Here is a 12,848-nt window from a genome sequence, read left to right on the forward strand (position 1 = left end):
AAACGAAAAAAGCGAACCACCTAAATTAGGTGTTCGCTTTCTGTCTCATTTGCTCGAATTTCAAGACGAACCGCTAAGATCTAACTCGATTTAAGCGTTACGCTTGTGGCTCTTCATCTCTGAAAACAACCAAACGCTTCGGTGCAACTCGGCCATCTTCAGCAATCTGAGCAACGCCGACAAACAGCTTCTCTTCGCCACTTGTCATACGAACCGTGCCTTCAGTTGGCGCACCAGCAACCTGAACTGGCATACCGTGCTGAACTAGGTCAGTCAGTTCCGCGTTCAGGTTTACTTCTGGTAAATCTTCAACGGCAGTGTCCATTGGCATCAGCAGAGGATCAAGCAGCTCTTTCGGTGCAATTTCTTGCGCCTGTGCTTGCTCTAGGATCTCGTTTAACTGCTCCAAAGTCACCATACGCTCGTATGGGTACTTTGCTACACCTGTACGACGAAGCATTGTCACGTGAGCACCACAACCAAGCATTTCACCAAGATCGTCGGTAATTGTACGGATGTATGTGCCTTTCGAACAATGCACTTCCATTTCAACTTCATCACCTTCAAAGCGAAGCAGTTCAATAGAGTACACAGTGATTTTACGAGACTCACGAGGAACCTCGATACCTGCACGCGCGTATTCGTACAAAGGCTTACCTTGATACTTCAATGCCGAAAACATTGATGGTATCTGATCGGTTTCACCCTTGAAGCTCGCAATACAACGCTCAAGCTGTTCTTGAGTCACGTTAACATCACGCGTCTCTACCACTTCACCATCAGAGTCTGAGGTATTGGTACGCTCACCAAGCTTAGCAATAACAACGTAGCGCTTATCAGAATCTAGAAGAAACTGAGAAAACTTCGTTGCTTCACCAAGACAAATTGGCAGCATGCCAGTCGCAAGAGGATCCAGAGCACCGGTGTGCCCCGCCTTCTCTGCAAAGTAAATACGCTTTACTTTTTGCAGTGCATCATTAGACGAAATGCCAGTCGGCTTATCTAATAGAATTACCCCGTTGATAGGGCGACCTTTACGACGGCGAGCCATTACTCTTCGCCCTTCGACTGAGTTTCGTCAGTGCGGCCAGCTTCTTCTTGCTTACGCTTGTCGTCGTTCAGAACTTCACTTACTAGGTTAGACATACGCATGCCTTCAACTAGTGTGTTGTCGTAAGTAAAACGAACTTCAGGCGTTAGGCGGTGGCGAATACGTTTACCAAGAGCCATACGAACTGGCACTTCATGCTCTTTAAGAGCTTTAAGACATGATTCAGGTGTTTGCTCACCAACACATAGGAAAGTAACGAACACTTTTGCGTAAGCAAGGTCACGAGACACTTCTACATCTGAGATAGTTACCATACCAATACGTGAGTCACGAACTTCACGTTGGAGGATAAGAGCAAGTTCTTTTTGAAGCTGCTGAGACACACGTTGTGTGCGGCTAAATTCTTTTGACATTTTCTTTTCTCACTTAGAAAGATGGGGGGCTTGGTAATTACCAGCCCCCCATGGTGTATTCAACAACCGATTACTTATTACCTTTATTAGTAATGTTAGTAACCTTAGTCAATATGTCGAGTCGTACAGACTGATTAGTCTAGAGTACGTTTAACCTCAACGATTTCGAATACTTCGATCTGGTCACCAACGCGAACGTCGTTGTAGTTCTTAACGCCGACACCACATTCGTAACCGTTCTTAACTTCTTGAACGTCATCTTTAAAGCGACGAAGTGACTCTAGTTCACCTTCGTAGATAACAACGTTTTCACGAAGTACACGGATTGGGTTGCTACGCTTAATCGTACCTTCAGTAACGATACAACCAGCGATTGCACCAAGTTTAGGCGACTTAAATACGTCACGAACTTGTGCAAGACCAATGATCTCTTGACGGAATTCAGGAGCAAGCATACCGCCCATCGCCTGTTTAACTTCGTCAATCAGTTGGTAAATGATTGAGTAGTAACGTAGATCTAAGTTTTCGTTCTGAACCGTGTTACGCGCAGTTGCGTCAGCACGAACGTTGAAACCAAGGATGATAGCGTTAGAAGCTGCAGCAAGAGTTGCATCAGTTTCAGTAATACCACCAACACCAGAACCTACGATGTTCACTTTAACTTCGTCAGTTGATAGTTTCAGTAGAGAGTCAGCAATCGCTTCTACAGAACCTTGAACGTCAGCTTTAAGTACAACGTTAAGTTCAGCAACTTCACCCGCCGTCATGTTCGCGAACATGTTCTCTAGTTTCGCTTTTTGTTGGCGAGCTAGTTTAACATCACGGAATTTACCTTGACGGTAGTTAGCAACTTCACGTGCTTTACGCTCATCACGTACAACAGTCGCTTCGTCACCTGACGCAGGTACGCCAGAAAGACCTAGAATTTCTACAGGGATAGATGGACCTGCAGTTTCGATGTCTCTGCCGTTCTCATCGCGCATTGCACGAACACGGCCGTACTCTTGACCACAAAGAACGATGTCGCCTTTGTTTAGAGTACCAGACTGTACTAGTACTGTTGCAACTGGACCGCGACCTTTATCAAGACGAGATTCAACAACAACACCAGACGCCATGCCTTCTTTAACCGCTGTAAGCTCAAGAACTTCAGACTGAAGAAGGATTGCTTCTAGAAGACCATCGATGTTTGTACCCTGTTTTGCAGAGATGTGAACGAAGATGTTCTCACCGCCCCACTCTTCAGGGATAACGTCGTATTGAGCTAGCTCATTCTTAACGTTGTCTGGGTTTGCACCTTCTTTATCGATCTTGTTCACAGCAACAATCAGAGGAACGCCTGCCGCTTTCGCGTGCTGGATTGCTTCGATTGTTTGTGGCATTACGCCATCGTCTGCTGCAACTACAAGTACAACGATATCTGTCGCTTGAGCACCACGAGCACGCATAGCGGTAAACGCCGCGTGTCCAGGAGTATCAAGGAAAGTGATCATGCCGTTGTCAGTATCTACGTGGTAAGCACCAATGTGCTGCGTGATACCGCCAGCTTCGCCAGAAGCAACGTGTGCTTTACGAATGTAATCAAGTGTTGAAGTTTTACCGTGGTCAACGTGACCCATGATAGTAACAACAGGAGCACGACCTTCAGCGATAGCATCGCTATCACGGTCAGCTAGTACTGCTTCTTCAAGTTCGTTTTCTTTACGCAGGATTACCTTGTGACCCATTTCTTCAGCAACAAGTTGTGCTGTTTCTTGGTCGATCACTTGGTTGATAGTCGCCATAGCGCCCATCTTCATCATTACTTTGATAACTTCAGTTGCTTTAACTGACATTTTGCTCGCCAGTTCAGAAACAACGATAGTTTCGCCGATAGCAACGTCAGATTTAGCAACAGTCGCTGACTTATCGAAGCCTTGCTGCATTGAAGTTGGTTTAGCAAGCTTACCTTTAGCGCCACGACCACGTTGGTTACGACCACCACGGTTGTTTGCAGGTTGGTTAGCAGGAGCAGCTTTCTTCTTGCGACGACGAGGTGCTTTCTCATCTTTCTTATCTGCCGCATCTTCAGCTTCACGAGCGTAAGTAGAAGTAGTCACATGGTAATCCGCAGATTTCTCTTGCTCTTTCTTCTTCTTCTCTTCTTCAGACCAACGTTCTTGGTTCTCTTCTGCTAACTTACGAGCTTCTTCAACAAGCTTAGCTGCTTCAGCTTCTGCTTTACGAGTTGCTTCTAGCTCTTGACGAGCTTTAAGTTCATCCGCTTCTTTTTTCGCTTGTGCGTTAGCGTCTGCATTTTTTGAATTCATGTCTTTTTTAGCCTTTTCAGCTTGTGCGCGTTGAGCCTTCTCTTCAGCTTCACGTTTTGCATCCGCTTCACGTGTTACTTTTTCTTCGGCTTCGCGCTGTGCTTTCTCTGCAGCATCACGTTTCGCTTGCTCTTCAGCATCGCGTTGTGCTTTCTCTTCCGCTTCACGATTAGCCGCTTCCTCAGCTTCACGTTTCGCTTCATCTTCAATAGTGCTGCGCTTCACGTAAGTACGTTTTTTACGTACCTCTACTTGAACATCCTTACTCTTACCGCCTCCAGCGGCAACACTTAGCGTGCTGCGGGTCTTGCGTTGAAGAGTTAAACGAGTCGGTTCTGTTTCACCAGAAGTATCGCCGTGCTCCTTTTTAAGGTGCGTTAGCAATGTTTGCTTCTCTGAATCAGTCACTTGATCCGACCCTGATTTCTTCATGCCTGCATCAGCAAGTTGTTCAATTAAGCGGTCAACTGGCGTACCAATCTCTTCACTCAGTGCTTTAACTGTTAATTGTGTCATACCGCTTTCTCTCCTTGCTGAATTATTCTTCGTCGCCGAACCAACAGATGTTACGCGCAGCCATAATTAGCTCGCCTGCACGCTCTGCAGTTAGGTCTTCGATGCCTTCTAGTTCATCAACGCCTTGGTCAGCTAGGTCTTCCAATGTCGCAACGCCTTTTGCTGCTAGCTTGTAAGCCATTTCACGCTCAAGACCTTCAAGTGCAAGTAAGTCTTCAGCAGGCTCAACACCATCGAAAGTTTCTTCTTTCGCTAGCGCTAGAGTAGTCAGTGCGTCTTTCGCGCGGTTACGTAGTTCTTCAACGATACCTTCATCTAGACCATCTACTTCAAGAAGCTCGTTCACAGGAACGTATGCTACTTCTTCAAGCGTAGAGAAGCCTTCTTCAACAAGCATTTGAGCAAAGTCTTCTTCAATGTCTAGGTGCTTCATGAAGTTTTCAATAGAAGCAACTGCTTCTTCTTGGTGCTTCTTCTCAAGGTCAGCAACAGTCATTACGTTCAGTTCCCAACCAGTAAGTTGAGAAGCTAGACGTACGTTTTGACCGCTACGACCGATAGCTTGTGCTAGGTTATCCGCTTCAACAGCGATATCCATAGAGTGTGCGTCTTCATCAACGATGATTGAAGCAACATCAGCAGGAGCCATTGCGTTGATTACGAATTGAGCCGGGTTATCATCCCAAAGAACGATATCAATACGCTCACCGCCAAGATCGTTAGAAACAGCTTGTACACGTGCGCCACGCATACCAACACACGCACCAACTGGGTCAATACGTTTGTCGTTTGTTTTCACAGCGATTTTAGCACGAGAACCCGCGTCACGTGCAGCACCTTTAAGTTCAATTAGCTCTTCACCAATCTCAGGCACTTCAACACGGAATAGTTCAGCTAGCATTTCTGGCTTCGAACGAGTAACGAAAAGCTGGAAACCGCGAGCTTCTGGTTTAACTGCGTAAAGAAGACCACGAACACGGTCACCTGGACGGAAGTTTTCACGAGGAAGTTGGTCATCACGAAGGATTACCGCTTCAGCGTTGTTACCTAGGTCTAGGATAATAGTGTCACGGTTAACTTTCTTAACAGCACCAGTTACTAGCTCACCTTCGTTATCAATAAACTGTTCAACGATTTGAGCGCGTTCAGCTTCACGTACTTTCTGTACGATAACTTGCTTAGCCGTTTGAGTGGTAATACGGTCAAACGTTACTGATTCGATGTCATCTTCAATGAAACCGCCAAGTTCGATCTCTGGGTCATCGTACTTTGCAGCTTCAATAGAGATTTCTTTTGTTGGGAATTCAACTTCCTCAACAGCTTCCCAACGACGGAAAGTTTCGAAATCACCCGTTTTACGGTCGATTTCAACACGAACTTCAATTTCTAGTTCGCTTTTCTTTTTTGTTGCCGTTGCAAGCGCGATTTCAAGCGCTTCAAAAATACGCTCACGAGGAACTGCTTTCTCATTAGAAACAGCTTCTACTACCGCCAAAATTTCTTTGTTCATTAATCTAGCCTCTTAAGCTCTTCTCTCTAGGAGAACTAAAATTTAGGGATCAGGTTAGCTTTCGCAATATTGCTCAGGACGAATTCTTCTTCTTGTCCTTCAACCAATACTTTCACTGTCTCGCCTTCGATAGATTGGATATCACCTTTCCATTTACGACGGTTGCCGACAGCCATTTTCAAAACGATGCTTACCTCGTGACCAATAAATTGTTGGTAATGCTCTGCTTTGAACAGTGGTCTCTCTAAACCTGGTGAAGACACTTCAAGGTTATAAGCCACTGAAATTGGATCTTCAACGTCCATTACGGCACTTACTTGGTGACTAACTTCAGCGCAATCATCTACATTGATACCGTTTGGTGAATCGATGTAAATACGTAGCGTTGAGTGCTCACCAGCACGAATAAATTCTAATCCAACTAACTCATAACCTGATGCTGCTACTGGAGCGTCAAGCATTTCAGTAAGTTGTCTTTCTAAACCAGTCATTTAACCACTCCAGAAACAAAAAAAGGGCTCAAAGCCCAATTTAAATTCCAAGCAAACATTATCTAAGCGCATTTATAAATGCTTAGATAACAAAAAACCCCGTATAAGCCGGGGTTTTTGTTGCTGGACCCTTATATGTTAAGTGCCATCACATTCGATATCACACTTAACTCACAGTGAGGTTCACACTGTGCAAACTTGCTACCAATACAAGCTATATAATAGCATTGAAATTGGTTGCGGGAGCCGGATTTGAACCGACGACCTTCGGGTTATGAGCCCGACGAGCTACCAAACTGCTCCATCCCGCGTCCGACTTGCGAGCATTATACGCCCAACAAGATGTTTTACAAGTTTGTAAACATGGTGCCGAGAGAGGGACTCGAACCCTCACACCCTAAGGCACTAGCACCTCATGCTAGCGTGTCTACCAATTTCACCATCTCGGCATCAAATCTTTACAGATTATTGTGGAATTTCGTCGCCTTGCGCCGGAACTTCACTCACTGCATCATCAGCTTGTTGAATTACCTGACCTTGAGTCGGGTCAATCCATTGTGACTCAGTTTTATGTGTAGACATATTACCAAGCACTAAGCTAAGGATAAAAAATGTAGTTGCAAAAATTGCAGTCATTCGGGTAAGGAAATTTCCTGAGCCACCAGCACCAAACACAGTGTTTGAAGCGCCAGCACCGAAAGAGGCTCCCATATCTGCGCCTTTACCTTGTTGAATCAACACTAGGCCAATTACACCAAGCGCTGCCAACAGGTAAATCACAAGTAGAACTGTAAACATTTTTCCACCTATGTTCCTAATTGTTGAGCCAGCGCCGTTCAAAAAACTATTTTTAAGAACAAGGCTAGCGACCTCCTAACTGAAGGCCGAGCAATACTAGCGAATGCGACGATGGCTGACAAGGAGAATTTGCTAAAAAATAAGCCTTTACCAAGTAAATGGTCAAAAAAAGGTCAAAAGCGACACAAAACTCATTTACGTCTCTTTTGACCGTTATATCTTGACCGTTATATAAGTCAATCACTTCTAATCACAGGCGCTATTCATTGCGCCTGTTTAGTAAAAGGTTAAATTAGCAGTTTGCTTTTACTGCATCGGCAATCTTAAGCGCGGATGCTTGAACAAGCTCAGCATCTTCGCCTTCAACCATCACACGCAATAGTGGCTCTGTACCAGACTTACGTAATAGCACACGACCTTTCTCGCCAAGTTCAGCTTCAACTTCAACAACAGCTGCTTTTACTGCTTCTGCTTCTAGTGGGTTTGAGTCTCCACTGAAACGAACGTTTTCTAGAACTTGCGGGTACAACGTCATGCCCTGAGACAGCTCATTCAGAGTCATTTCGCTATCAACAACTGAAGCCAATACTTGCAGCGCAGCAACGATAGCATCACCCGTCGTTACTTTATCTAATAGGATAACGTGACCCGAGTTCTCTGCTCCAATCTTCCAGCCTTTAGCAAGAAGTTGCTCCATTACGTAACGGTCACCAACTGCAGCACGAACAAACGGAATACCTAACTGCTTAAGGCCATTTTCCATACCCAGGTTGGTCATTAGTGTACCAACAACACCACCTTTCAACTCACCACGACGCAGTGCATCGCGTGCAATGATGTAAGCGATTTGGTCACCATCAACTTTGTTGCCTAGCTCGTCAACCATGATGATACGGTCGCCGTCACCATCAAAGCCCAGACCTAATGCCGCTTTTTCTTCAAGCACTTTAGCTTGCAGAGCACGTACATCCGTCGCGCCTACTTCGTGGTTGATGTTAGTACCATTTGGCTCAACACCAATAGCCACAACCTCAGCACCCAGCTCTTTAAATACAGCAGGCGCAATGTGGTAAGTGGCACCATGGGCACAATCGATAACGATCTTCATGCCAGCCAATGTCATTTTATGTGGGAACGTACTTTTACAGAACTCGATGTAACGGCCAGCGGCATCGTTCAAACGTACTGCTTTGCCTAGCTCCGAAGAATCAACGCATTCAATGTCTTTGTCCAGTTCAGCTTCAATCGCCAACTCGATATCGTCCGGTAGCTTTGTTCCCTCAGAAGAGAAGAACTTAATACCGTTATCGTAGTAAGGGTTGTGTGATGCTGAGATAACAATACCAGCTTCAGCGCGGAACGTTTGTGTTAGGTAAGCCACGGCTGGTGTTGGCATTGGGCCAGTAAAAGTAGCCTGAAGACCCGCAGCAGCGAGACCAGCTTCTAGAGCAGACTCCAGCATGTAGCCAGAGATACGGGTGTCTTTACCAATGATGACTTTCTTAGTGCCCTGTTTCGCAAGAACACGACCCGCAGCCCAGCCAAGCTTCAGAACAAAATCAGGTGTAATCGGGTATTGGCCAACTTTGCCACGTACACCATCTGTGCCGAAGTAACGTCTCTTATCAGACATATTGATTTTCCTTAATTATGATTAGTGATTGTTATTCATCACTTCGATTATCTTCATCGCTTCCAATGTATCTTCAACATCGTGAACGCGAATAATTTGTGCACCTTTGATTGCAGCGATGGTAGCGCAAGTGACGCTAGCAACCATGCAATCTGCTGGAGCTTTGTCTAGTAGCTTAAAGATCATCGACTTTCTCGACACCCCCGCTAAGACTGGCAACCCAAGCCTGTGAAATTTTTCAAGGTGCGCTAATAGGTGGTAATTATGCTCAATGGTTTTACCAAAACCAAAACCAGGATCCAAAATCAGCTGATCTTTTGATATGCCAACAGCCTCACACGCTTCTACCCTTTCTTTTAAGAACGCTTCAACATCCGTTAGGACATCATCGTAATTTGGGTTGGCTTGCATGGTTCTTGGCTGACCTTTCATGTGCATCAGGCAAACTGGCACATTAGCATCGGCGGCTGCCTCTAGAGCTCCGGGCTCTTGCAATGCGCGCACATCATTGATCAAATCAGCCCCTGCTTCAACGGCTTGGCGCATCACTTCAGCTTTACTGGTATCAATAGAGATCCACACATCGAACTTGGCGCGAATTGCTTTAATGGCAGGTATAACGCGAGCGAGCTCTTCTTCTAAAGATACGTCAGGTGCTCCCGGGCGAGTTGACTCACCACCAATGTCAATAATGCTAACACCTGCTTGAATCATTCGCTCTGCTTGCAGTAAAGCATTATCTAATGAATTGAATTTCCCGCCATCAGAGAAAGAGTCAGGCGTAACATTGAGGATACCCATCACATGTGGGCGGTCTAAAACGAGCGTTTTATTATGTGCTTTTAATATCATGGAAGGTGGGTCTTAAAGGTAAAAACATCTTGGGCTATAAACAGAAAAACCCTGAGCGTACTCAGGGTTTTAATTTAAAGCCTAGTGATTAAGAATCTTTGTTTTGAGCATCATCTGATTCAGACTTAACTTCTTCAACTTGCGACTCTTCAGCTTTTGGTTCGGCTGCTGCTTCTTCTGATTTCGCTTCAGGTTTAGCTTCTTCCTTTGCAGGTTCTGCTTTCGCCTGATCACCCCAACCAGCTGGCTCCCGAATGTCGTCTTTACGTTCCATCAAGTCATCAATCTGACCTGCATCAATCGTTTCAAACTTCATTAGCGCGTCTTTCATCGAGTGCATGATATCCATGTTCTCTTCAAGAATTTGCTTCGCACGAGCATAGTTGCGGTCGATTAGAATACGAATTTCTTCATCGATCAGCTTAGTCGTATCGTCAGAAACATGTTTCGCTTGGCTCATACCGCGACCTAGGAAAACTTCGCCTTCTTCTTCAGCATATAGAAGAGGACCCAGTTTTTCTGAGAAGCCCCACTGCGTTACCATCTTACGAGCAATATCAGTTGCACGTTCGATATCGTTAGACGCACCAGTCGAAACTTTGTCTTTACCGTAGATAAGTTCTTCAGCAAGACGACCACCGTACAAACTAGAGATCATTGATTCTAGATGTTGGCGAGACATGCTTACGCGGTCTTGCTCAGGTAGGTACATAGTTACACCAAGCGCACGACCACGTGGAATGATTGAAACCTTGTACACTGGATCGTGTTCAGGCACCAAGCGACCAACAATTGCGTGACCCGCTTCGTGGTAAGCCGTTGACTCTTTCACTTCTTCAGACATCACCATTGAACGGCGCTCTGCACCCATCATGATTTTGTCTTTAGCTAGTTCGAACTCAACCATAGATACATTACGCTTGTTACCACGAGCAGCAAACAGCGCCGCTTCGTTCACAAGGTTCGCAAGATCTGCACCAGAGAAACCTGGAGTACCACGAGCAATCAGAGATGGTTCAACATCACCCGATAGTGGCACTTTACGCATGTGTACTTTAAGAATCTGTTCACGACCACGTACATCTGGCAGACCAACCACAACTTGACGGTCAAAACGACCAGGACGAAGTAATGCAGGGTCTAGTACGTCTGGACGGTTAGTCGCAGCGATAACGATAATACCTTCGTTACCTTCGAAACCATCCATCTCAACCAGCATTTGGTTCAGTGTTTGTTCACGTTCATCGTGACCACCACCAACACCAGCGCCACGTTGACGACCTACAGCATCGATTTCATCGATAAAGATGATACAAGGTGCCGCTTTCTTCGCTTGTTCGAACATGTCACGCACACGAGATGCACCAACACCAACAAACATTTCAACGAAGTCAGAACCAGAGATAGTAAAGAACGGTACTTTCGCTTCACCGGCAATCGCTTTTGCAAGCAATGTTTTACCCGTACCAGGAGGACCAACCAACAAGATACCTGTTGGGATCTTACCACCTAGCTTTTGGAAGCGGCTTGGGTCACGAAGGTAATCCACAAGCTCTTTCACGTCTTCTTTTGCTTCGTCACAACCAGCAACATCAGCAAACATCGTTTTGATTTGTTCTTCGCTCATCATTCGAGCTTTACTCTTACCGAAAGACATCGCGCCTTTACCGCCGCCGCCGCCTTGCATTTGACGCATGAAGAAAATCCATACACCAATCAGTAAGATCATAGGGAACCATGAGATGAAGATAGTGCCAAGCAGGCTCTGTTCTTCAGGTGGTGTACCCTGAACTTTTACGTTTTGATTAATTAAGTCATCAAGTAGCTTTTGATCATAAACAGGCATGTAAGTTACATACTTAGAGCCACCACCACGACGTGTGAAAGTGATTTCGCTGTTATTGAACTGTGCGTCTTGAATCTGGCCTTGGCCAACTTCCTGTACAAACGTGGTGTAATCTACTGCTCTGCCGTTACTTTCCCCAGGGCCAAAGCTCTGGAATACCGACATCAACACTACCGCGATAACAAGCCACAGAATTAAATTTTTTGCCATGTCACTCAAGGTGTAAGCCTCTCGATAACTAATTGTAATTAAAGGTAGGGTACTACAGTTTGTAACCTGTAGCCATGTTGTTAACTCTCACTATTGGAAGAGAATCGTTAACCTTTGTAACCAGTGGCTACGATAAACACTTCACGAGATCGAGCTCGAGAAGAGTCGGGTTTTCTAACTTTTACTGTTTTAAACATCTCGCGGACGTCCTTAACGTATTGGTCAAACCCTTCGCCTTGGAATACTTTTACAACAAAACTACCATTGGTAGCTAGAACTTGTCGACACATATCCAAAGCTAATTCAACTAAATACATAGCTCTTGGCTGATCCACAGAATTGTTGCCTGCTATATTAGGTGCCATATCTGACATCACGACATCAACCATGTTTGGTTGTATACGCTCCAACAAGGCATCTAGTACAGCGTCTTCGCGGAAATCGCCTTGTAAAAAGCTAACACCAGCAATCGGGTCCATTGGTAACAAGTCACACGCAATGATTTGTCCGTTGTCTCCAACAATCTTAGCAGCATATTGAGACCAACCGCCAGGTGCTGCACCCAAATCCACAATGGTCATCCCAGGAGACAGCAATTTATCTTTCGTTTGAATCTCTTCCATTTTGAAATAAGCACGTGAACGATAGCCTTTCTTTCTTGCTTCATTTGCGTACTTGTCGTCGAAGTGTTCCTTCAACCAACGGCCTGAACTGGCCGAGTGTTTCTGTTTGCTCATTGGATACCTAAATTGGAGGAAAGTACTAATTGCTGAATAAATTATAGTCTTCAGCTTTAGATGGCGTTAAAATAGGTTTTTTCAACCCTAATAGTAAAGAAAATTGGCCGCGTAATGAACCTAAGTACCAAACAAAAGCAGCATCTAAAGGGCCTAGCTCACAGTTTAAAACCTGTTGTGCTAATGGGCGCAAATGGACTTACTGAAGCTGTTCTAGCGGAAATCGAATTAGCTCTAGACCACCACGAACTGATCAAGATTAAAGTTGCATCAGAAGACCGTGAGACTAAGCAACTGATTATCGATGCAATTGTACGTGAAACTAAAGCTGAGAAAGTACAGACTATCGGTAAAGTTCTAGTACTGTTCCGTCAGTCAGAAGCACGTAAAATCGAGATTCCACGTAAATAAGCGAGCTTAATATAAGCTAACTTCACTAATAGGAAGCCACTGCGCTTATCTTTTAGTGTAGCGTGAGAAAC

The 12,848-nt window shown here is 45.1% G+C and carries 11 protein-coding genes and 2 tRNA genes; 1 reads left to right on the top strand and 12 read right to left on the bottom strand.

The window, feature by feature from the left end; all coding sequences use genetic code 11:
* Positions 1–97: 97 nt before the first annotated feature.
* The 12 genes from truB to rlmE form a co-directional block, all read right to left on the bottom strand.
* Positions 98–1,051 (bottom strand): tRNA pseudouridine(55) synthase TruB, encoded by a 954-nt coding sequence (gene truB, locus OC193_RS12645; RefSeq protein WP_017059233.1) that lies wholly within the window; start codon positions 1,049–1,051, stop codon positions 98–100.
* Complete coding sequence (rbfA, locus tag OC193_RS12650) at positions 1,051–1,464, bottom strand: 30S ribosome-binding factor RbfA (RefSeq protein ID WP_017065964.1); 414 nt, start codon at positions 1,462–1,464, stop codon at positions 1,051–1,053. Before rbfA ends, truB begins: the two co-directional genes overlap by 1 nt.
* Positions 1,465–1,598: 134 nt before the next feature.
* The gene (gene infB / locus OC193_RS12655) at positions 1,599–4,289 is read right to left on the bottom strand and encodes a translation initiation factor IF-2 (RefSeq protein WP_048658157.1); all 2,691 of its coding nucleotides are present in this window, start codon (positions 4,287–4,289) and stop codon (positions 1,599–1,601) included.
* A 22-nt stretch (positions 4,290–4,311) separates the two neighbouring features.
* Positions 4,312–5,799: a transcription termination factor NusA gene (gene nusA / locus OC193_RS12660; RefSeq protein ID WP_017059230.1), complete on the bottom strand. Its 1,488-nt coding sequence runs from the start codon at positions 5,797–5,799 to the stop codon at positions 4,312–4,314.
* Positions 5,800–5,834: 35 nt separating this feature from the next.
* Entirely contained in the window at positions 5,835–6,290 is a 456-nt protein-coding gene (gene rimP, locus OC193_RS12665; RefSeq protein WP_004738265.1) for a ribosome maturation factor RimP, read from the bottom strand.
* Between the two features lie 234 nt (positions 6,291–6,524).
* Positions 6,525–6,601, bottom strand: a tRNA-Met gene (locus OC193_RS12670).
* 53 nt (positions 6,602–6,654) lie between these two features.
* Positions 6,655–6,739: transfer RNA gene (locus tag OC193_RS12675), tRNA-Leu, on the bottom strand.
* Positions 6,740–6,755: 16 nt separating this feature from the next.
* The gene (secG, locus tag OC193_RS12680; RefSeq protein ID WP_017059392.1) at positions 6,756–7,088 is read right to left on the bottom strand and encodes a preprotein translocase subunit SecG; all 333 of its coding nucleotides are present in this window, start codon (positions 7,086–7,088) and stop codon (positions 6,756–6,758) included.
* 292 nt (positions 7,089–7,380) lie between these two features.
* On the bottom strand, positions 7,381–8,721 hold the full coding sequence (gene glmM, locus OC193_RS12685; RefSeq protein WP_017059393.1) for a phosphoglucosamine mutase: 1,341 nt from the start codon (positions 8,719–8,721) through the stop codon (positions 7,381–7,383).
* A gap of 21 nt (positions 8,722–8,742) precedes the next feature.
* On the bottom strand, positions 8,743–9,573 hold the full coding sequence (gene folP, locus OC193_RS12690; protein ID WP_048664531.1) for a dihydropteroate synthase: 831 nt from the start codon (positions 9,571–9,573) through the stop codon (positions 8,743–8,745).
* Positions 9,574–9,661: 88 nt separating this feature from the next.
* Entirely contained in the window at positions 9,662–11,629 is a 1,968-nt protein-coding gene (gene ftsH, locus OC193_RS12695; RefSeq protein ID WP_048658160.1) for an ATP-dependent zinc metalloprotease FtsH, read from the bottom strand.
* A gap of 107 nt (positions 11,630–11,736) precedes the next feature.
* Entirely contained in the window at positions 11,737–12,366 is a 630-nt protein-coding gene (gene rlmE / locus OC193_RS12700; protein WP_048658161.1) for a 23S rRNA (uridine(2552)-2'-O)-methyltransferase RlmE, read from the bottom strand.
* A gap of 114 nt (positions 12,367–12,480) precedes the next feature.
* Between rlmE and yhbY the strand changes: the two genes are divergently transcribed.
* Positions 12,481–12,777, top strand: a complete 297-nt coding sequence (gene yhbY, locus OC193_RS12705) for a ribosome assembly RNA-binding protein YhbY (protein WP_004738252.1) — start codon at positions 12,481–12,483, stop codon at positions 12,775–12,777.
* Positions 12,778–12,848 lie beyond the last annotated feature (71 nt).

It is taken from the genome of Vibrio crassostreae (genome assembly GCF_024347415.1).
GTDB lineage: Bacteria > Pseudomonadota > Gammaproteobacteria > Enterobacterales > Vibrionaceae > Vibrio > Vibrio crassostreae.

Bases quoted from the DNA above. Each gene is read 5' to 3' on its own strand.
- truB (WP_017059233.1), bottom strand. From the start codon at position 1,051: ATGGCTCGCCGTCGTAAAGGTCGCCCTATCAACGGGGTAATTCTATTA.
- rbfA (WP_017065964.1), bottom strand. From the start codon at position 1,464: ATGTCAAAAGAATTTAGCCGCACACAACGTGTGTCTCAGCAGCTTCAA.
- infB (WP_048658157.1), bottom strand. From the start codon at position 4,289: ATGACACAATTAACAGTTAAAGCACTGAGTGAAGAGATTGGTACGCCA.
- nusA (WP_017059230.1), bottom strand. From the start codon at position 5,799: ATGAACAAAGAAATTTTGGCGGTAGTAGAAGCTGTTTCTAATGAGAAA.
- rimP (WP_004738265.1), bottom strand. From the start codon at position 6,290: ATGACTGGTTTAGAAAGACAACTTACTGAAATGCTTGACGCTCCAGTA.
- secG (WP_017059392.1), bottom strand. From the start codon at position 7,088: ATGTTTACAGTTCTACTTGTGATTTACCTGTTGGCAGCGCTTGGTGTA.
- glmM (WP_017059393.1), bottom strand. From the start codon at position 8,721: ATGTCTGATAAGAGACGTTACTTCGGCACAGATGGTGTACGTGGCAAA.
- folP (WP_048664531.1), bottom strand. From the start codon at position 9,573: ATGATATTAAAAGCACATAATAAAACGCTCGTTTTAGACCGCCCACAT.
- ftsH (WP_048658160.1), bottom strand. From the start codon at position 11,629: ATGGCAAAAAATTTAATTCTGTGGCTTGTTATCGCGGTAGTGTTGATG.
- rlmE (WP_048658161.1), bottom strand. From the start codon at position 12,366: ATGAGCAAACAGAAACACTCGGCCAGTTCAGGCCGTTGGTTGAAGGAA.
- yhbY (WP_004738252.1), top strand. From the start codon at position 12,481: ATGAACCTAAGTACCAAACAAAAGCAGCATCTAAAGGGCCTAGCTCAC.